16 protein-coding genes are annotated in these 18776 nt (G+C 71.5%); 9 read left to right on the top strand and 7 right to left on the bottom strand.

The annotated features are described in order from the left end of the window. The first annotated feature begins 246 nt into the window (after positions 1-246). Positions 247-1584: an MFS transporter gene (locus tag G4Z16_RS16885; RefSeq protein WP_197351599.1), complete on the top strand. Its 1338-nt coding sequence runs from the start codon at positions 247-249 to the stop codon at positions 1582-1584. Between the two features lie 97 nt (positions 1585-1681). Next, complete coding sequence (locus G4Z16_RS16880; protein WP_197351598.1) at positions 1682-2506, top strand: putative hydro-lyase; 825 nt, start codon at positions 1682-1684, stop codon at positions 2504-2506. 192 nt (positions 2507-2698) lie between these two features. Here G4Z16_RS16880 and G4Z16_RS16875 read toward each other — a convergent pair whose 3' ends face one another. The 4 genes from G4Z16_RS16875 to G4Z16_RS16860 all read right to left on the bottom strand — a co-directional run bounded on the left by G4Z16_RS16875 (position 2699) and on the right by G4Z16_RS16860 (position 7069). After that, entirely contained in the window at positions 2699-3736 is a 1038-nt protein-coding gene (locus G4Z16_RS16875) for a DUF3048 domain-containing protein (RefSeq protein WP_197351597.1), read from the bottom strand. Positions 3737-3957: 221 nt separating this feature from the next. Beyond that, positions 3958-4764, bottom strand: coding sequence for a class I SAM-dependent methyltransferase (locus tag G4Z16_RS16870; RefSeq protein ID WP_197351596.1), 807 nt, complete (start codon positions 4762-4764; stop codon positions 3958-3960). A 192-nt stretch (positions 4765-4956) separates the two neighbouring features. Beyond that, positions 4957-5703: a response regulator gene (locus G4Z16_RS16865; RefSeq protein ID WP_197351595.1), complete on the bottom strand. Its 747-nt coding sequence runs from the start codon at positions 5701-5703 to the stop codon at positions 4957-4959. Further along, the gene (locus tag G4Z16_RS16860; protein WP_246530899.1) at positions 5696-7069 is read right to left on the bottom strand and encodes a sensor histidine kinase; all 1374 of its coding nucleotides are present in this window, start codon (positions 7067-7069) and stop codon (positions 5696-5698) included. The genes G4Z16_RS16865 and G4Z16_RS16860 overlap by 8 nt, the downstream gene beginning before the upstream one ends. A 255-nt stretch (positions 7070-7324) precedes the next feature. Here G4Z16_RS16860 and G4Z16_RS16855 point away from each other — a divergent pair, with 255 nt between their 5' ends. From G4Z16_RS16855 to G4Z16_RS16825, 7 genes are all read left to right on the top strand, one after another. Further along, on the top strand, positions 7325-8269 hold the full coding sequence (locus G4Z16_RS16855) for a D-2-hydroxyacid dehydrogenase family protein (protein WP_197351593.1): 945 nt from the start codon (positions 7325-7327) through the stop codon (positions 8267-8269). A 263-nt stretch (positions 8270-8532) separates the two neighbouring features. Then, a complete protein-coding gene (locus G4Z16_RS16850) occupies positions 8533-9477 on the top strand; it encodes a quinone oxidoreductase family protein (protein ID WP_246530898.1) in 945 nt (314 codons plus the stop codon). A gap of 468 nt (positions 9478-9945) precedes the next feature. After that, positions 9946-10956 (top strand): LacI family DNA-binding transcriptional regulator, encoded by a 1011-nt coding sequence (locus G4Z16_RS16845; protein ID WP_197351592.1) that lies wholly within the window; start codon positions 9946-9948, stop codon positions 10954-10956. Positions 10957-11118: 162 nt separating this feature from the next. Then, a complete protein-coding gene (locus G4Z16_RS16840; RefSeq protein WP_343070842.1) occupies positions 11119-12489 on the top strand; it encodes an ADP-ribosylglycohydrolase family protein in 1371 nt (456 codons plus the stop codon). 56 nt (positions 12490-12545) lie between these two features. Next, the gene (locus tag G4Z16_RS16835) at positions 12546-13904 is read left to right on the top strand and encodes an ABC transporter substrate-binding protein (RefSeq protein ID WP_197351591.1); all 1359 of its coding nucleotides are present in this window, start codon (positions 12546-12548) and stop codon (positions 13902-13904) included. Continuing rightward, positions 13901-14842, top strand: a complete 942-nt coding sequence (locus G4Z16_RS16830) for a carbohydrate ABC transporter permease (RefSeq protein WP_197351590.1) — start codon at positions 13901-13903, stop codon at positions 14840-14842. The genes G4Z16_RS16835 and G4Z16_RS16830 overlap by 4 nt, the downstream gene beginning before the upstream one ends. Beyond that, positions 14839-15747: a carbohydrate ABC transporter permease gene (locus tag G4Z16_RS16825; RefSeq protein ID WP_197351589.1), complete on the top strand. Its 909-nt coding sequence runs from the start codon at positions 14839-14841 to the stop codon at positions 15745-15747. Before G4Z16_RS16830 ends, G4Z16_RS16825 begins: the two co-directional genes overlap by 4 nt. A 111-nt stretch (positions 15748-15858) precedes the next feature. On the opposite strand, the gene G4Z16_RS16820 is transcribed toward G4Z16_RS16825, so the two are convergent. From G4Z16_RS16820 to G4Z16_RS16810, 3 genes are all read right to left on the bottom strand, one after another. Next, positions 15859-16554, bottom strand: coding sequence for a dienelactone hydrolase family protein (locus G4Z16_RS16820; protein WP_197351588.1), 696 nt, complete (start codon positions 16552-16554; stop codon positions 15859-15861). 224 nt (positions 16555-16778) lie between these two features. Then, positions 16779-18176 carry an NAD(P)/FAD-dependent oxidoreductase gene (locus G4Z16_RS16815; protein ID WP_197351587.1) on the bottom strand — a complete coding sequence of 466 codons (1398 nt, stop codon included), beginning with the start codon at positions 18174-18176 and terminating at the stop codon, positions 16779-16781. A 188-nt stretch (positions 18177-18364) separates the two neighbouring features. After that, positions 18365-18685 carry a DMT family transporter gene (locus tag G4Z16_RS16810; protein WP_197351586.1) on the bottom strand — a complete coding sequence of 107 codons (321 nt, stop codon included), beginning with the start codon at positions 18683-18685 and terminating at the stop codon, positions 18365-18367. Positions 18686-18776: the final 91 nt, after the last annotated feature.

The following is an 18776-nucleotide window of genomic DNA, read 5'->3' as shown; positions in this document are numbered from 1 at the left end:
GGTGGACGGCACGACCGAGGGCACCGCCGGTTGTACGGCAGGAAGTCGTGCGGGCTCCGGATCTGTCGTCCCCAACTCGCGCCCCCTTCTTGCGTCCCGGCTCCTCCCGGGTGTCCGCCGCGCATACAGCGCTACGAACCCCTTGAAGGATCGTTCAACGATCCTCTACGTTATCCCGGACATCGAGCAGGCACCACAGGCCGGCCCACATCCGCGGCGGCACCCTCTTCCCTCTGCGAGGTGCACATGAACAGCAACCCGATACCCGACGCCCCCCAGGAGGGCACAGGGTCCGAGAGTGTCTCCGTCCGGGACTCCGGCGGCGAGTCCGGCGCAGGCCGGGGCGAGAGCGGCGGCGGCCCGTTCGCCTGGTTCAAGGAGCTCGGCGCCTCCGGACGCCGTGCGTTCGCCGGCTCGTTCGGCGGCTACGCGCTGGACTCCTACGACTTCTTCACGCTGCCGCTCGGCATGGTCGCCATCGGGGCGTACTTCAGCCTCGACCCCGGCCAGACCGGTCTCCTCACCACCGTCACGCTCGTCGTCTCCGCCGTGGGCGGCGCGGTCGCGGGCATCCTCGCCGACCGCATCGGACGCGTCAGGACGCTGATCCTCACCGTCGTCACCTACGCCCTCTTCACGCTGCTGTGCGGCTTCGCGCCCAACTACGAGACGCTGCTGGTCTTCCGCGGCCTGCAGGGCCTCGGCTTCGGTGGCGAGTGGGCCGTCGGCGCGATCCTCGTCGCCGAGTACGCCACGGCGAAGCACCGCGGACGCACCCTCGGCGTCATCCAGAGCTCGTGGGCCGTGGGCTGGGCACTGGCCGTCATCGTCTACACGGCCGTCTTCCAGCTCTTCGACGAATCGACCGCCTGGCGTGTGCTGTTCTGGACCGGTGCCCTTCCCGCGCTGCTGATCCTCTATGTGCGACGCAACGTCGAGGACGCGCCGCAGGCGGCCGCCCAGCGCAAGAGCAGCCGCGAACGCGGTTCCTTCTCCGCGATCTTCACGCCTGAACTGCGCCGCACGACGATCTTCGGCGTGCTGCTCTCCACCGGCGTGCAGGGCGGGTACTACACGCTCGCCACCTGGGTGCCCAGCTACCTCAAGACGGACCGCGGACTCACCGTCGTCGGCACCGGCGGATTCCTGACGTTCCTGATCTCCGGCGCCTTCATCGGCTACCTCACCGGTGGTTATCTCACCGACAAGCTGGGCCGGAAGCGCAATGTCGCGGTGTTCGCGGTGCTCTCAGCGCTCGCCGTCCTCGCCTACACCAACGTGCCGACCGGCTCCAACACGCTCGTTCTGCTGCTCGGTTTCCCGCTCGGCTTCTGCATGTCGGCCATCTTCAGTGGCTTCGGCTCCTTCCTGAGCGAGCTCTACCCGACGGCCGTGCGCGGCACCGGGCAGGGCTTCGTCTACAACACGGGCCGCGCCGTCGGCGCCTTCTTCCCCACGCTGGTCGGCTTCCTCGCCAACAGCTGGGGCGTGAGCGGTGCGCTCGTCTTCGGTGCCGCCGGCTACGGACTCGCCCTCGTCGCCCTGCTCGGTCTGCCCGAGACCAAGGGCCGGGCGCTCGTCTGACCACCCGCCGCAACCGCGTGGCCGGGGCCGGGAAACACCGGTCCCGGCCCACCGGTCCGCACAGTGCGGCTCTCCCGACCGACGGAGGTCACACGTCATGTCCCCTACGACGCACGGCACTTCGGCCGCCCGCCCGGGGCGGACGCCCACACCCGCCGGCCCCGCCGAGGCGCGGACGCTGATCCGCGACGGCGATGCCGGCCCCACCACCGGCAGGGCACCCGGATACACACAGGCCAACCTCGTCTCCGTACCGCGCGACTGGGCCTACGACGTGCTGCTCTTCTGCCAGCGCAACCCCAAGCCGTGCCCCGTGCTCGACGTGACGGACCCCGGCGAGACCTCCACCGTGCTCGCGCCGGGTGCCGATCTGCGCACCGACCTGCCCGCGTACCGGGTCTGGGAGCACGGCGAACTGGTCGAGGAACCTGCCGACGTGACGGGCCGTTGGCGGAAGGACCTGGTGACCTTCCTCATCGGGTGCAGCTTCACCTTCGAGTGGGCGCTGGCCGATGCCGGGGTTCCGCTGCGCCACATCGAGCAGGGGCGCAACGTCGCCATGTACGTCACGGACCGCCGCTGCCGCCCCGCGGGCGCGATGCACGGGCCGATGGTCGTCTCGATGCGGCCCGTGCCGCAGGAGTCGGTGGCGACCGCGGTCCGGGTGACGGGCCGCATGCCCGCGGTCCACGGCGCCCCCGTGCACACCGGCGACCCCTCGCTGCTCGGCATAGCGGACATCGACGAGCCGGACTTCGGCGACCGCACCGCGATGCTCCCCGGAGACGTGCCCGTCTTCTGGGCCTGCGGCGTGACGCCCCAGGCGGCCGTGATGGCGTCCCGGCCGCCGTTCGCGATCACTCACGCGCCCGGCCGGATGTTCATCACGGACGTACGGGACGAGGAGTATCTCGTCGCGTGAGAGTCCTGCCGGCGGCGAGCACCCCGGAGTTCATGCAGCTCGGTGAGACCTGGCCCTTGATCCGTCGGGACGGTCGCCGCTGCGCAAGGACCGGCAACGGTCCCGGTGCCGGCGGCGGGACGTCCGCCCGCCGCCGACACCACAGACCGCACGCGCGTCGGCGCGTGAGGCGTACGAGGCGTGCGCCGGGGCTCAGGCCTCCTCGTAGACGAGCCAGACGTTGCCTCGGTCGAAGGGCATCCGGTCGCCGTCGGGAAGCGTGAAGGTCGTGCCCGACTCCGCGGTCGGCCGCTCCCACTTCGTCTCGTACGCCTTGCCGTCGCGCAGCACCGTCGCCTCGCCGCTGCCGACGGTCTTCTCGTACGGGGTACCGCCGTCGTCCGGCGGCATCTCGACCTTCTGCACGATCACGGTCTTGCCGCCCAGCCGCTCGCCGCCGGTGCTCGTCGCTGGAGCGCCGTCGAAGGAGGTGAGCCAGCGGTCCTCCTTCTCGGACCAGTTGAAGGTGGTCTCGGCCGAGCCGTAGTCGACGGAGCGCTCGTTGGTGGGCTCGCCACCGGCCGGGGCGTCGACCGCGAAGCGGAAACCTATGTCGGCGCTCTTGCTGGCCTCCGGCGCGGTGTCGAGGAGCTCGTCGGGGTGCACGTAGAGGTTGTGCGGGGCCTCGTTGTCGCCGCCGCGGAAGTAGGGCGCCGGGTACTTGTCGTGCGAGCGGGCGTGGAGCGTCGACTTCTCTATGAGGTCCTCGACGCCCGCGCGCGCACCCGAGTAGGACAGCGCGGGGCGGTCGAACATCCGCAGCTGCTCGACGTTGTACGCGCGGGCGCTGCGCACGGGCCCGAGCGAGTCGGGGAACTTGCTCGAGTAGATGCCGAGCAGCCGGCTCAGCCCGCCCTCGACCTTCTCCACGACGGTGATGTCGGCGTCCTCGAGCGCGGTGTGGGGCCGTGCGTCCTTGTGGTTGTCGATCTTCACCGCCAGCACCGGGGCCGGTTCGGCGGGCAGCCCGGTGAAGGGGGACGTCGCCTCCTCGGGCGACTTGGGGGGTGAGTCCTGGCGGGGCTGCTGAGCACTGTCCGTCCTCTTCCCCGCGGCCGCCGAGTCCTGGGCGGACGAGGGACCCGCACCGCTTCCGGCGGCCAGCGCCACCACTGTCAGCGTGGCCAGGAAGCGTGCGGTCCTGCGTATGCCTCCCGCTCTGCCGTCGGGGGAGGGCGAGCCGGTGGTCATGCCCTGCATGTGAACTGCCTTCCGTCATGTGGGGGTAGGACAGCCACCTCACCGGCGCCGGGCCGGACCGTCAATACCCCGCGTAGCTCTTCGCACACGGCGGCAGCCGGGCATCGCAACGGGCAAGGAGAGAGAGGCGCCCCGACGGCCGCGGGCCCGGCCCGGCGGCGGAGCCCCCGGAAACCAGGGACGCGCGGGCCGCGGACCCACCCCCGACGGCTTCAGTGCTCCGCGGGCACGGGCGAGTCCACGAGCGAGACCCGGATCTTGGACTGGCCGTGTGGCAGCTTCTCCCAGTCGTCCATGAAGCGGGCACTGAGCCCGTGCTTCTCCGCGAGCGCGACGAGCGTCGCCGTCCGGTAGTAGAAGTCCTCACGCAGCACCTGGTGTTCGGCGCCCTCCGTACGGTCGAAGGTGAAGTCGAAGAAGCCCGTCGGCTTCAGGATCCGCCCGACATTGGCCAGGCACTCGTCGATGACCTCGATCGGTGAGTGGGAGAAGACGCTGTGCGCGTGCACGACGTCGAAGTGCCCGCTGGGCAGGAAGTCGAGCTTCAGGTCGTGCGTGATCGTCAAGTGGGGGAGTTTCTCCTGCAGTTCGTAGTGGGTGAGCGTCTTCTTCGCGGAGATGAGGATGTCGGGGGAGATGTCGATGCCGTAGTAGTTGCCGGCGTCGAGGTACTGGATGAACCGCCAGCCCGCCCGCAGATTGCCGCAGCCGATGTCGAGCATGCGGTGCTGCGGCTGGAGGCCGTGCTGCTTGAGGAAGCCGAACTGCATCTGCCCCAGCGCGAGCCACCGGTCGTGGCTGCCGCTCCCGACGGCCGCCTCGGGGTTGTTCGCCGTGTCCGAGGCCATCACGGCCCGGTAGTAGTCGACGTGGCTCGGGTGCCGGAAGCGCAGCCAGCGGTCACGGAGCGCTCGGCGCACGTACGGGGCCACCCGTGCCGGGTTGCGCAGGGCGTACGCGGCCTTGTGCGACAGCTTCGAGCGGTCGGCGGCCAGCGATCGTGCGGTCTTCTTGGGCATGACGTTGTACTCCTCGGGTGTTGCTGCGCTGCCCCCGGCGGCGCTTTGACACTTGGCGGAACGAATGACAGTGCATGTCGGACACGTTCAAGTACGGGGCCTGGTCGGCGACATGGCCTTGTCGTGCTGGGAATCGGTTCGGGATCGGTGATGTGAGGGCATCCGGCCCGCGGCGGCGTGGCGCCCCCCGGCTCAGCCGGTGGCCGGGCGTCTGCCCTTGTGGACGCCCGTCTCTGTAGTGTCCGCGCCCTGCTCCGTACCGCGAGCGGCGACAACTCCGCTCTCGTAGGCGAAGACCGCGGCCTGCGTGCGGTCACGCAGTGCGAGTTTGTCGAGGATGCGGCTGACGTGGGTCTTCACCGTCGACTCCGCGACCAAGATGTGCTCGCCGATCTCGGCGTTCGAGAGTCCCTGCGCCACCAGTGCAAGCACCTCCGTCTCCCTCCCGGTCAGTTCGGCGACGCGTGTCACGAGCGGGGCGCGCAGCCCGCCGGGGGCTGCGGGCGTGCGGCTGAACTCCTCGATCAGCCTGCGGGTGACGGTGGGCGCGAGCAGAGCGCCTCCCGTGGCCACGACCCTTATGCCTTCGGCGAGTTGACGCGCCGGGGCGTCCTTGAGCAGGAAGCCGCTCGCCCCTGCCCGCAGCGCCCGGTAGACGTACTCGTCCACGTCGTACGTCGTGAGTATCAGCACCTTCGTCGCGGGGGAAGCCGCGACGATCTCACGGGTGGCCTCCAGCCCGTCCATGCCGGGCATCCGCACGTCGAGGAGTGCGACGTCGGGGCGCAGCGCAGCCGTCTTCTCCACGGCGTCGAGGCCGTCGACGGCCTCGCCGACGACGTCGATGCCGGGCCGGCTCGTGAGCAGCACGGAGATGCCTTCGCGCACCATCTCCTGGTCGTCGGCGATCAGGACGCGTATCGCGGGCTCGTCAGCCATCGGCGGCCTCCACCCGCTCGTGGGCGCCGGTCCCGGCGACGGCCGCGCTCGGCAGGAATCCCGTCACCTCGAAACCACCTTCCTCCGTCGGCCCGGCGTGCAGTTTCCCGCCCAGCATGGCAACACGCTCCCGCATGCCCGTGAGCCCGTGGCCGGCGCCGGGCGAGGGCGGAGCCGGGTGTGCGGACGGCTCGTTGACGATGCGGAGGTCCAACCCGTCCCGCCCGTACCGGAGTTCGACGGTGACCGGTGCCTTCGGAGCGTGGCGTACGGCGTTGCTCAGCGCCTCCTGCACGATGCGGTACGCCGACAACTCGACGCCGCGCGGCAGTTCGCGCACCTCGCCCGTAACCGTCTTGCCGACGGGGGTGCCGACGGCGCGTACGCCCGTGAGCAGGGCATCCAGATCGGCCAGGGCCGGCTGCGGCGCCTCGGCGCCACGGTCACCGGACGCCGCGGCGGGCGGCGCCGACTGCTCCGCCCGTACGACGCCGAGCACGCGGCGCAGCTCGGCGAGAGCGGCGACGGCGTTCTCCCGCACATCACCGAACGCCTTCACGAGTTCGGGCGGCGGCGCCTCCACGCGGTACGGCGCGGCCTCGGCCTGGATCGCGACGACGGACATGTGATGCGCCACGACGTCGTGCAACTCCCGTGCGATGACGGCGCGTTCCTCGAGCAGCATGCGGCGCGAGCGCTCCTCCTCGGTCGCCGCCGCGTGTGCGGCCGCCTCCGCGCGGGCCTCACGCAGACCCGTCGCGACGAGGGCGGCCAGCGGCATCGGCGCCGAGACGAGCGCCATCGCCCAAGTGCCCACGCTCAAGGGGCCGTTGCCGGCTGCCGCGAGCGCGACGACGAGACCCCACAGACAGACCACGGCCCGCAGCCGCAGCCTCAGCGCGACGATCGTCATCACCGCGAGGAAGGCCAGGAGGCCCGCCGTCGCCCACGGCCGCCCCTGGGAGTCGTAGAAGAGCAGGCCGGGCCAGGACCTGACGTCGGCGAACGGGAAAGGGCCCGCCAGGCCGCCGGGGTGGAAGACGCTGACCGCGGTGGCGGCCACCAGCAGCCATCCCGAGAGAACCGGCCGGTTCAGCGTCAGCAGCAGCGAGCCCACGACGAGCGTGACGCCCGCGATCTTGTCGGCGTCCCCGACACCGGCCTCGTACTGGAAGCTCACCAGGAGCAGGACCAGCGCCAGCACCGCCGCGTGCGGCGCCCGGCGAAGCACCGCCCCGGCCGGGGCAGGCAGCACCCGGCGGGCCCGCGCCGGCAGCGGCAGCCGGGCCAGGGGCGGCAGCGGACGCCGGGCGAGGGCGTCCCGTACGAGATCGCCGAAGAGTTCGCGCACGAGCTGGACGGGCATGGCAGCGACCATATGAGGGCCGCCCGGCGTGAGCATCCGCCGCAGGTCGCATCGGTTCGCGTCCCTCTCAGGGACTACGCGGAAGCGCGCGGAGGACTTAAGGTCCACGTCAGGGGGCAGGCCACCCGGATTCCCCGCACGGCTCCGCAACCCGGGCGCCGTGGCCCGGTGGCCCCCGGATGACAGTGAATTCCCGACAACACCGTGGTCCGCCGAGACCCGTGGTCCCCGTGATCCCGTACGAAAGGAACGACCGTGCGCGTCGCCGTCCTTGACGACTACCAGCAGGCCGCCCACCACTTCGCCGACTGGCAGAGTCTGGACGCCGAAGTCACCTTCCTCCACGAGCACATCACCGACGACGACGCACTCGCCGAGGCACTGCGCGGCTACGACGTGGTCGTCGCGATGCGCGAGCGAACACCGTTCACCGCCGAGCGGTTCGAGCGCCTTCCCGACCTGCGGCTGCTCGTCACGACCGGGATGGCCAACGCCTCGATCGACGTAGCCGCCGCCGAACGCCACGGGGTGACCGTCTGCGGCACACAGAGCCCGGCGACCGCGACGCCGGAACTCACCTGGGGGCTCATCCTCTCCCTGCTGCGCCACATCCCCGCCGAGTCCACCGGGGTGCGCGAGGGGCAGTGGCAGCACTCCATAGGCGGCGACCTGTACGGGCGCACCCTCGGCATCGTCGGCCTCGGGCGGCTCGGATCGAGGGTGGCCGCCGTCGGCCGGGCCTTCGGCATGCGCGTACTGGCCTGGAGCAGCAACCTCGAACCGGCCACCGCCCGCGAGCGCGGTGCCGAGCCCGTCAGCAAGCAGACGCTGTTCTCCGAGGCCGACATCGTGACCGTCCACTACAAACTCAGCGAACGCAGCATGGGGTTGATCGGCACCGAGGAGTTGTCGTGGATGAAGTCCACGGCGTATCTCGTCAACACCTCGCGCGGGCCGCTGATCGACACCGAGGCCCTCGTCGACGCCCTGATCGAGGGCCGCATCGCCGGCGCGGGCCTGGACGTCTACGAGGTGGAGCCGCTGCCCGCCGACGCCGCGCTGCGCACCGCGCCCCGCACCGTGCTGACCCCTCACATCGGATACGTGACCGAGGGGACCTACCGGGTCTTCTACGGGGAGGCCGTGGAGGACATCGCCGCCTGGGCGGCGGGAGAGCCGGTGCGCAGGCTCACGCCGTGAACGGGCGGCGTGGCTGCCGGGGCCGGCTCCGGTCGGGCCGGTTCCGGCTCCGGTCGTGATCCGGGCGGGCATGGCTCCGGGGCCGGTCCTGGGTCCCCTCCGGGTCCGGTCCGGTCCGGTCCCGGGTCCGGCGCACGGCCCGGGGCGGGCTCCTAGGGCGGCCCCCGGACCTGGCCCTTCGGCCGCTTCCGGCCCGCCGCGCGTACCGCCCCGGCCGATGCGACCCTGGCGGGTGACGGACACCCGAGTGAAGGGACCGCGGCATGGCTAAGCGAGTGGTGGCCGACTCCTACGGCGGCCCTGAAGTTCTCTCCCTCATCGACTCCGACGTCCCGGCCCCGGGACCCGGCGAGGTCACGGTGCGCGCCATGGCCATAGGGGTCAATCCCGTCGACTACAAGCTCTACAGCGGCGACATGGGCGCCGACCCGGCGGCGCTGCCGATGCCCGTGGGGCTGGAGCTGTCCGGAGTGGTGACTGCCGTCGGCCGGGACGCCCGGGGCCCGGCAGGGCCCCTGTCCGTTGGTGACGAGGTGATGGTCAACCCGGCGCCCGGCGCCTACGCGACCGAGTTGACGGTGCCCGCGTCGAGCACCGCGCCGAAGCCCCCGGAACTCTCGTGGGAGGAGGCCGCCGGGCTGCGGCTCGCCGGTTCGACGGCGGTGCACGCACTGACGGTCATCGGTGTGTCCGCGGGCGAGACGCTGCTGATCCACGGTGCGTCGGGCGGCGTCGGGCTCCTCGCCGTGCAGATCGCGGTGGCGGACGGCGTGAGGGTCATCGGCACTGCGAGCGAGGAGCATCTCGGTGTCGTCGAACGTTATGGGGCGACCGCGCTGCGTTACGGCGAAGGCCTGCGTGAACGCGTGCTCGAGGTGGCGCCCGGCGGCGTGGACGCGGTGATCGACACCTCCGGCAAGCGTGAGGCGATCGACCTCTCCCTCGAACTCGTGCCGGATCCCTCCCGCATCGTGTCCATCCTCGCCTTCGACCGTGGCGACACGGGCATCAAGCTGATCGGCGGCGCCCCGAACGCCGATCCCGGCACGGAGATCAGAGCCGCGTCGTGGCAGCGGCTCGCCGACCTCGCGCGCCAGGGCGAGTTGGAGGTCCGCGTCGCCCGTACGTACGCGCTGTCGGAGGCGGCCGAGGCGGACCGGTTCGTCGCGGAGGGCCACCCGGGCGGCAAGGTCGTCCTCCTGCCCTGACGGAACCCGGCGGGGCGTTGCCGCCCGGTGGCCACGGCGCCGCGCGCGGCGGGCGCCCTGCCGACCCGCCACCGGAAGTCAGCTGCGGCTGGTGCCGACCGCGGTTTCCGCAACGGCGGGGACGCTGCCCCGGGGCATCCGCGGGGCCCGCCGCCGGTTGGGTGGGACGGCGAGGCGGGAGAGGGCCGACCGCTTGGCCGCAAAGGGCCACCTCGGCGGCGAGGTCGTCCTCTGCCCTGGCGGAGCCGGCGGGGCGTTGCCGCCCGGTGGCCACGGCGCCTGTCGCGGTGGCGCCCCGACCACCCGGCCACCTCGGGAAGCCGCAGCGAACGGCGCTGACCGCGATGTTCGCAGCGACGCGAGGGTTGACACGGAACGGCCCCGTCCCGTTGTGTGAAGCAACGCACATCACGCAAATCGATTTGCACGATCGATTCACACGAACTCGGACCGGCCGGAGGTGACGCGATGCCGCAGCAGAAGGACCGCCCGAGCATCGCCAGCGTCGCCGCGGCCGCCGGCGTCAGTCCGACCACGGTCTCGCACGCGCTCAGCGGCAAGCGGGCCGTCTCGCCGCACACCCGCCGGCGGATCCTCAAAGCCGTCGAGGAGCAGAACTACCGCACGAACATGGTCGCCAGGAGCCTGCGCAGCCGGAAGACCCACTCGGTGGCGCTGCTCCTCGTCGACATCGCCAACCCCTACTACCCGGCCGTCGCGCGCGCCGTGCACGACGTGCTGGCCACCGAGGGCTACGTGTCGTTCATCGGGAACACCGACGGCGACGCCGCCACGGAGCGGCGGCTGCTGGAGGAGATGGCGGCACGGGGCGTGGACGGCGTGGCCATGCAGCCCATGGCGCTGACAGCGGCCGAGGTGCGCGAGATCGTCGGCCCTGCCATGCCGCTGGTCCTGGCGACCCCGGAGACCGGCGACGTGCCCGCCGACCGCGTACTGACCGACGACACCCGCGGCCTCACCGAGGCCGTCCGTCACCTCGCGGACCAAGGCGTGCGCGAGATCGGGTTCGCGGGCGGAACGACGGACGCGGCCGCAGGCCCGCTCCGCGTCGCCGGCTTCGAGGCGGCCATGGCCGCCGCCGGGCTGGAGGTGCGGCAGCAGTGGATCGAGCACGGGCCGTTCACGCGCGGCGGCGGCGCGGGGGCCGTGGCCCGGCTGCTGAAGCGCAAGGACCGGCCCCGCGCCGTCCTCTGTGCCAACGACCTCATGGCGATCGGCGCCGTGGAGGCCGCCCACGAGGCGGGCCTGCGCGTGCCCGACGACCTCGCGGTCATCGGGTTCGACGACATCGAGACGGCGGACCTCGTCACACCGCGGCTGACCACCGTCGTCAACCCCGCTGCGGCCGTCGGGGACGCCTGCGCGCGCACCATCCTCTGGCGCGTCGAGCAGGGCCCGGACGCCCCGTACCGCAGCGTCCTCCTACCGACCCACCTGGTGGTCAGGCAGTCCGCCTGACCGCACCTGCCCCCGAACCGACCACGACTCGACCCGCCCCGGCGCATCCGATCCGAATGCAAAACGATTTGCATCCCACCCTGACCCACCCCGACCCGTCTCCCGCACCCGCCACCCACGTCGCACGACGTCCCCGGCCCACCGAAGAAGGAAGCCGAGCACATGACCCAGCCGTCTCACCGCTCCGCCCCCGAGCTCGACGAGGCGTACCGGCACAGCACCTTCGACGCGTGCCGGCCGCGCGACCTCCTCGCGGACGAGGTCGCCCAGCGCCGTGAGAGCGGATACGACGTGGACGACGTGGTGCGCGCCGCGAACGGCACCGACCCCGAGGACCGCGCCGCCGTGCTGGCCCTGGTCGACTCGATGGAGGACAGCACGCGCCTGCCCGGCTGGTCCTACGAGGAGCCCGACACCCTCGACGGCATCCGCACCGCCGCGGACCCCGCGCCCGCCGCCGCCTCCGGCTCCGTGACCGGCAGCGACCGGTACGCCGACCGCGTGCACGCCGCGTGGCTCGGCCGCATTGCCGGATGCAACCTCGGCAAGCCCGTCGAGTACGGCGACCACTGGACCGTGGAACACATCCGCGACTACCTGACGCTCGCCGGCGCGTACCCGCTCACCGACTACTTCCCGGTCCTCGACCCCATGCCCGAGGGCTTCGAGTTCCGCGACTGCTGGCCCGAGACGACCCGGGGCGGCATCGCCGGTTCGGCGCGCGACGACGACATCGACTACCCGATCCTCGCGCTGCACCTGCTGGAGACGCACGGCCGCGCGCTCCGTCCCGAGCATGTCGCCGAGGCGTGGACGACGCTCTTCCCGGTGCTGCAGATATTCACCGCCGAGCGGGCCGCGTACATCAACCTCGTGAACGGCCTGCGGGTGCCGCGTGTGGCACGCTTCCGCAACCCCTACCGCGAGTGGATCGGCGCCCAGATCCGCGGTGACGTCTTCGGCTACGTCAACCCCGGCGATCCCTGGGCCGCCGCCGAACTCGCCCACCGGGACGCCTCCCTCTCGCACACCGGCAACGGCGTGTACGGGGAGATGTGGGCCGCCGCTCTCGTCGCGAGCGCGTTCACCGCGTCCGACGCGGCCGGCGCCGTCGAGGCCTCGCTCGGCGTCGTCCCGCCGCGCTCGCGTCTGCACGAGGCGCTCAGTCACGTGGTGCGGATGCACGCCGAGGGCGCCACCTGGGAGTCGGCGCTGGCCGCCGTCCGCGCCGGTTACGGCCACTACTCGTGGGTGCACACCGTCAACAACGCGGCCGCCGTCACCGCTGCCCTCCTGTGGTCCGGCGACGACTTCACCAGCGCCGTCGGCAAGGTCGTCATGAGCGGCTGGGACACCGATTCCAACGGCGCGACCGTCGGCTCCGTCGCCGGCATCCTCGCCGGCACCGCCGCGCTGCCCCCGCACCTGATCGAACCGCTGCACGACCGGACCAGGTCCGCCCTGTTCGGCTTCGACAACTCCGTCATCTCCGACCTGGCCGACCGCACCGTGCGGTTCGCCCGGGCCGGCTGACGCAACAGGCCCGCACCTCAGGCCCGTCCACCACCCTTCGAGCAACGGAGAAGAGGATGCCCCCAATCACCCGCCGCAGGCTCCTGGGAGCCGGTGGTGCGCTGGGCGCGTCGGCGCTCCTCGGCGCGTGCGGGCCGGGTCCGGGCGGGCCCGCGGGCGCCGTCACGATCTGGAACAACCTGGCCGACGCGAAGCAGAACGCGTACTTCCGCAAGCATCACGTCGGCAAGTACCGCGGCCCGCGGCCCGTCCGGTTCAGCCCGAAGCCCAGCGGAACCATCGACCGGCTCATACAGACGGCGCTGGCCGCGGGCGGGGGGCCCTCGATCATCGTCACCCCGGGCCCTTCGAGTTTCGTCTCCGCCTACGACTCGGCCGGATACCTCGCCGACCTCACGCCGTACGCCCAACGGTACGGCTGGCGGAAGAAGTTCGCGCCGTGGGCGCTGGCGGCCTCCGAGGTGGACGGCAAGCTCGTCACCCTGCCCGCCTCCTACGAGACGATGGCCTTCTACACGAATCCTGCCACGCTCGACGATCTCGGACTCGAACCCCCCACCACCCGCGAGGAGTTCGAGAACTTCTGCACCGAGGCGAAAGGCAGGGGATACATACCGCTCGCCGCCGGCAATGCGGACTACAAGGGCGCCAACGAGTGGTTCGCGGGCGTCGGCCTGAACCACGGCGCCGGGCCCGAGGCGGTGTACTCCGCTCTGCGCGGCGAGACGAAGTGGACCGACCCGGTCTTCGTGGACGCGATCGACCGACTCGCGTCGTACTTCCGGAAGGGATGGTTCGGCGGCGCAGTCGACCTGTACTTCACGAACAGCTTCCCCACGGTCTACCGCCAGCTGGCCACCGGCAAGGCAGCTGCGATGATCTCGGGCACGTGGGAGTTCGCGACCCTGCCGGTGTACTTCGGCAAGTCCGCCGGCAACGACGCCACATGGGAATGGAACACCCTGCCGTCGCTGGGTGACGACGTGCCGCGCGTGGTGTGGGACCTGGCCATCGGACAGTCCGCCGGCATCAACACGAACTTCGAGGACACCGCCGCGGCCGCCGACTTCCTCGACTTCTACACCACGGACGTGCGGACCATCATCGCCGGCGTCGAGGAGATGAACTTCGCGCCGCCGCCCGTCCGCATCCGCGCCTCCGACTTCTCCGCGCGTGCCGACCGCCGGATCGCGCGCCTTTACTCGGAGCTCTCCGCCGCGACGTCGATCGGCTATACCACCTGGACCTTCTTCCCGCAGCAGACCGAGACCTACATGATCGACTACTTCGAGAACGTCATCACCGGGCAGATGAGCGCCAAGCAGTACTGCCAAGGCATCGCGACGCGCTTCGTGGCGGAGAAGTCCAAGGGCGCGGTGCCCACCGCGCCGAAGCCGGGCGGAGGGCTGTCATGACGACTCAGCAAGCTGCCGCGGCGGCGGGCGGCACGGTCACCGGACGCCGCACGCCCGCACCGGCCTCCCGACGCCGCCTCGCCGCCCGGCTGCGCGACCGCAAGGTGGCCGGCTGGCTGTTCCTCCTGCCGCTGATCCTGGTCAACCTGTTCATCGTCCTCATCCCGAGCGTCTTCTCGGTGTGGTACTCGTTCACCGACTGGACGGGCATCAGCGGCCGGGCCGGCTTCGTCGGCCTCGACAACTACCGCAACCTCCTCGGCGACCCGGAGTTCGTGCAGGGCCTGGTGCACAACATCCTGTGGACGCTGTTCTTCCTGACCGTGCCGATGGCCATGGGGCTCTTCGGCGCCTACGCCCTCTCACGCATCCGCCGCTTCCGGCTGCTGCTGCGCACCCTGTACTTCATCCCGTACGTCGTGGCGAGCGTGGTGAACGCCTCCATCTGGCGAAGCATCCTCGACCCGCAGACCGGGCTGGGGAACCTGTTGGGCATCAACCCGCTGGGCGACCCGCGACTCGCCCTGTGGTCGGTGGAGTTCGTGAACAACTGGGCGTGGTGGGGATTCCTGGTGGTGGTGTTCCTCGCCGCGATGCAGGGCGTGGACCCGACCCTCTACGAGGCCGCCACGGTCGACGGCGCGGGAGCCGTACGGCAGTTCTTCTCCGTGACGCTGCCCGCCATCCGTCCCACCTTCGCCTTCCTCGGGCTGATGACGATCATCTGGTCGTTCCTCGCCTTCGACTACGTGTACATCCTGACGAAGGGCGGCCCAGCGGGCGCCACCGACCTGCTGTCGACGGTGCTGTACCGGGACGCGTTCTCCAACCTCCAAGCCGGCTACGCCTCGGCCATGGGCGTCGTCATGGCGCTGATCAGCGGTGTGGTGGTCGCCGCCTACCTCGTCATACGCAAAGTGAGGAAGTGGGAGACATGAGTGCCCCTGCATCACCGCAGGCGCCCGCCCGCGACGCCGCGGGCGGTCCGTCCGCGCCCCGTTCGAAGACCGGCGGCCGCCGCCCGTCGGTCGGCCGCACGGCCGTCCACATCGTCCTCGCCGCCCTGGCGGTCTTCTCCATCGGCCCGATCGTCCTCTTCTTCTTCAACGCGCTGAAGACGAACGGCCAGTACGCGGCCGACTCCCTCGGCCTGCCCAGGAGCTGGGAATGGGGCAACTTCCTCACCGCCTGGACGCAGGCCAACATGGGCGCCGGGCTGTGGAACTCGGTGGTGATCGTGCTCGGCACCGTCGCCCTCACCTGCGTCGTGTCGTGCTGCGCGGCCTACGCGCTGGCGCGGCTGCTGGTGCACGGTGCCTCGGCGTTCATGACGTATCTGCTCGTCGCGAGCGCGCTGCCGGCTCAGATGTTCCTGGTGCCTCTGTTCTACATGTGGGCCAAGGCGGGCCTGTACGACTCGCGTTTGGGGCTCGTCCTCATCTACTGCGGCCTCTTCTCACCGTTCGCCACGCTCCTGCTGCGGTCGTTCATGCTGGGCCTGCCGCAGGAGATGGAGGAGGCGGCACGCGTCGACGGAGCCGGCGAACTGCGCGCCTTCACTCGCATCGTGCTGCCGAACGTGCTGCCCGGCATCCTGACGGTGGCGCTGACGACGGGTCTGTCCGCCTACAACGAGTTCCTGTTCGCGGTGACGATGATCCAGACGGACGAGATGATGCCGCTGTCGACGACGTTCTTCACCTTCCAGCAGGGCTTCACTCAGAACTTCACGCTGATCAGCGCCGCCGGCTTCATCATGATCGCCCCCATGCTCGTCCTCTTCCTGCTGCTTCAGCGCAGGTTCATCGACGGGCTGGCGAGTTCCGGGCTGGGAGGCAAGTGAGCGGAGGTGGGCGGCGGAGACCGCGCCGCCGCCGGCCCTCCTCCGAATCAGATCCCGCCGGGCCCGCCGATGCCCGGACCGCGCCGACCGCCCGCCGGCGGGCCGGGCCGCTCAGAGCCGCTCGCCGAGGAAGGTGAGGGTGCGCTCCCAGGCGAGGTGCTTCGCATCCGGGTCGTAGGTGCCCAGGTGGTTCTCCTCGTTCGCGAAGGCGTGGCCCGCCGGATAGCGCTCGATGGTCACCTTCGCCCCGGACTCCCTGCGGATGCGGGCGGCGATCTCCTCGGCGCGCTCCGGTGTGGCGTTCTCGTCCAACTCGCCGTAGTGGCCCAGGACATCGGCGCTGAGGTTCGCGAAGTTCACCTCGTCGTCGCTGGCCACGCCGTAGTACGGAACGGCCGCGGCGATCTTCTCCCCCGCCTCCGCGGCGAGCGCCAGGACGAAGCCGCCGCCCATGCAGAAGCCCACGGCACCCACGGCGTCTCCCCGTACGGCCTCGTGGCCGAGCAAGTAGTCGACGGCGCCGACGAGTTCGCGCACGGCCCGGCCCATGGGCAGCTCCGAGGCGAGACGCGCCGCGTCGTCGCTGTCGTGGGTGGTGCGGCCGCCGTAGAGGTCGGGGGCGAGCGCCACGTAGCCGGCGGCCGCGAACTCGTCCGCCACCTCGGCGATCTGGTCGGTCAGCCCCCACCACTCCTGGATGACGATGACTCCGGGACCGGTGCCGCTCTCGGGGAGCGCCAGATAGCCGTAGATCTCCACGCCGTCGGCGTCGAAGCGCAGGTTCTGGCGCAGCGGTGGTGCAGACACGGGTGTCCAGCCTTTCTGCTCGGTGTCGTCCGTACGGACACGACTGGTGACGGGCCGCGCGCCGGCCCGCGAGTCCGGAGAGTGCCCGGCCGCGACGCAGATAACCCGCCATGGCCGAATCACACACGTACGGGCCCGGACGCGAGCCGTTCGTCAGGCGCCCCGGGCTCCGGCGCGGTGGGTGCGCATCGCTCTGACGTGGCAGGACGTGACGTGGCGGCGTGTCAGCACTCCCCGGGCACCGAGGAGTCCGCCGCGAGTTGCCGGACCCGCTCCGGCGTGGGGTAGTCACCGGTGTGCTCGAAGCCGGCGAGCGTCGCGTGGCGGCCGGACAGGTAGCCGGTGCGGAAGAAGTCGTTGCCGGTGGTGGCGTCGAGAAGCCAGCTGGCCGCGGTGCGCATGCGGGCGTTGCCGGTCCTCAGCGCCGCGAGGTGGTAGCCACGCGTGACCAACTGGGCGGGCAGACCGCTCAGTTCGACGCCGAGCGGACGCGCCAGGGCGTCCAGCCCGCCGAGGTCGACGACGAGTCCCAGGTTCTTGTGCTCGTAGGGCCGCGTGGGCCTGCCCCGCAGCACGGCCGCGACGTTGCTCGCGGCCCGCCGCCCCTGGCGCATCGCGTGCTGCGCGGTGGGCGGGCAGAGGGGAACGCCCTCGTCGCAGGCACGGCCGTGGTGCCTGGCGCCGCCCGCCGCCAGATCGGGCACGGCCGCCGCGTCACCGAGCGCGAAGACGCCGTCCCTGCCGGGCACCCGCAGGTCCGCACCGACCGCGAGGCGCCCTTTGACGGTCTCGGCGCCGAGTGTGGCGATCAGCGGGCTGGCGGCCACTCCCGCCGTCCAGATGAGCGTGTGCGTGGCCAGCGAACGCCCGTCGGTGAGCCCGACCGTGCGCTCGGACACGTCCGACACGGAGACACCGAGCGAGACCTGCGTGCCCCGTGCCTCGATGATCGCCAGCGCCTTGCGGCCGAGGCGGTCGCCGAGTTCAGGCATCAGCTTCGGGGAGTGGTCGACCAGGTGCCACTTGATCCAGCGCGGGTCGATGCGGCGGTAGCGGGACGCGGCGGCGGCCGTCAGCCGCTGAAGGCAGGCGACGCTCTCCGTCCCCGCGTAGCCGCCGCCGACCACGACGAACCGCAGCCGCGCCGCGCGCTCCGCCTCGTCGTGCGTGACGGCGGCGAGGTCGAGCTGGGCGATGACGTGATCGCGGATGTAGGCGGCTTCGGCCAGCGTCTTCATGCCGCGCGCCCGCCGGTCCAGCCCCGGGATGTCGAAGGTGCGGGTGACGCTGCCCGGCGTGAGGACGAGACAGTCGTAGCGCTGGTTGACCAGCTCGCCTGTGATCATCCGTACGACGCACACCTTCGCGTCGGTGTCCACGCCGATGGCGGTGCCCGGGACGATGCGCGTACGCCGCAGGACGCGGCGCAACGCCGGTGCGACGGCCTCGGGGGTCAGCACGCCCGAGGCGACCTGGGGAAGGAGCGGCAGGTAGAGCTGGTAGTCGTCCGGGGTGACCAGCGAGATCTCGGCCTCGCTGTCGTCGAGTTCGCGCTCCAGGCCGAGCGCGCACCGCACCCCCGCGAAGCCGCCGCCCACGATGAACACCCTGGGTCGGTCCATGGCTGCTTCGCCGCCCCTCGCTCGCCAGGGTTCGTCGGTCCGGACCCGTCCGTCCGCGCAGGGGCGGCTCCGTGCGAAAAGGCTCGCACGGGGCGGGTGGGGCCGCATCCGCACGCGTACGGACGGCTATGGCCTACCCCGCCCCGCAGGCCGCTCGGCCCCCTTGCCGGTGGACCGGACCCCACCCGTCAGTGCAGGAGCTTGAGCCCGACCACACCGGCGACGATCAGCAGCAGACACAGCACGCGTGCCGCCGTGACGGGGTCGCCGAGCACCGCCATCCCGTACGCGGCGGTGCCGATGGCTCCGATCCCCACCCAGACGCCGTAGGCGGTGCCGAGCGGGATGTGTGCCACCGCGTACGACAGTCCGGCCATGCTGCACGCCAGCGCCCCGACGAAGAGCAGCGAAGGCCACAGCCTGTGGAAATTGCCGGACGCCTCCAGGGCGCTCGCCCATACGGTCTCCAGCACCCCCGAGACGATGAGAACCACCCAGGCGAGAGTCATCCGACGCGCTCCACTCCGCTCGCTTCGCACGCTGCCGTGCCGACTGCCGCTCAGCAGTCGATCACACGCGTACGGCGGCCGGTGCCAGGAG

Origin of the sequence: Streptomyces bathyalis (assembly GCF_015910445.1) — a bacterium.
Classification (GTDB): Bacteria; Actinomycetota; Actinomycetes; order Streptomycetales; family Streptomycetaceae; genus Streptomyces; species Streptomyces bathyalis.
The sequence above is the reverse complement of the archived record's forward strand: the minus strand, read 5'-3'. Positions and strand labels throughout refer to the sequence as shown.

Bases quoted from the DNA above. Each gene is read 5' to 3' on its own strand.
- G4Z16_RS16885 (WP_197351599.1), top strand. From the start codon at position 247: ATGAACAGCAACCCGATACCCGACGCCCCCCAGGAGGGCACAGGGTCC.
- G4Z16_RS16880 (WP_197351598.1), top strand. From the start codon at position 1,682: ATGTCCCCTACGACGCACGGCACTTCGGCCGCCCGCCCGGGGCGGACG.
- G4Z16_RS16875 (WP_197351597.1), bottom strand. From the start codon at position 3,736: ATGACCACCGGCTCGCCCTCCCCCGACGGCAGAGCGGGAGGCATACGC.
- G4Z16_RS16870 (WP_197351596.1), bottom strand. From the start codon at position 4,764: ATGCCCAAGAAGACCGCACGATCGCTGGCCGCCGACCGCTCGAAGCTG.
- G4Z16_RS16865 (WP_197351595.1), bottom strand. From the start codon at position 5,703: ATGGCTGACGAGCCCGCGATACGCGTCCTGATCGCCGACGACCAGGAG.
- G4Z16_RS16860 (WP_246530899.1), bottom strand. From the start codon at position 7,069: ATGCCCGTCCAGCTCGTGCGCGAACTCTTCGGCGATCTCGTACGGGAC.
- G4Z16_RS16850 (WP_246530898.1), top strand. From the start codon at position 8,533: ATGGCTAAGCGAGTGGTGGCCGACTCCTACGGCGGCCCTGAAGTTCTC.
- G4Z16_RS16845 (WP_197351592.1), top strand. From the start codon at position 9,946: ATGCCGCAGCAGAAGGACCGCCCGAGCATCGCCAGCGTCGCCGCGGCC.
- G4Z16_RS16840 (WP_343070842.1), top strand. From the start codon at position 11,119: ATGACCCAGCCGTCTCACCGCTCCGCCCCCGAGCTCGACGAGGCGTAC.
- G4Z16_RS16835 (WP_197351591.1), top strand. From the start codon at position 12,546: ATGCCCCCAATCACCCGCCGCAGGCTCCTGGGAGCCGGTGGTGCGCTG.
- G4Z16_RS16830 (WP_197351590.1), top strand. From the start codon at position 13,901: ATGACGACTCAGCAAGCTGCCGCGGCGGCGGGCGGCACGGTCACCGGA.
- G4Z16_RS16825 (WP_197351589.1), top strand. From the start codon at position 14,839: ATGAGTGCCCCTGCATCACCGCAGGCGCCCGCCCGCGACGCCGCGGGC.
- G4Z16_RS16815 (WP_197351587.1), bottom strand. From the start codon at position 18,176: ATGGACCGACCCAGGGTGTTCATCGTGGGCGGCGGCTTCGCGGGGGTG.
- G4Z16_RS16810 (WP_197351586.1), bottom strand. From the start codon at position 18,685: ATGACTCTCGCCTGGGTGGTTCTCATCGTCTCGGGGGTGCTGGAGACC.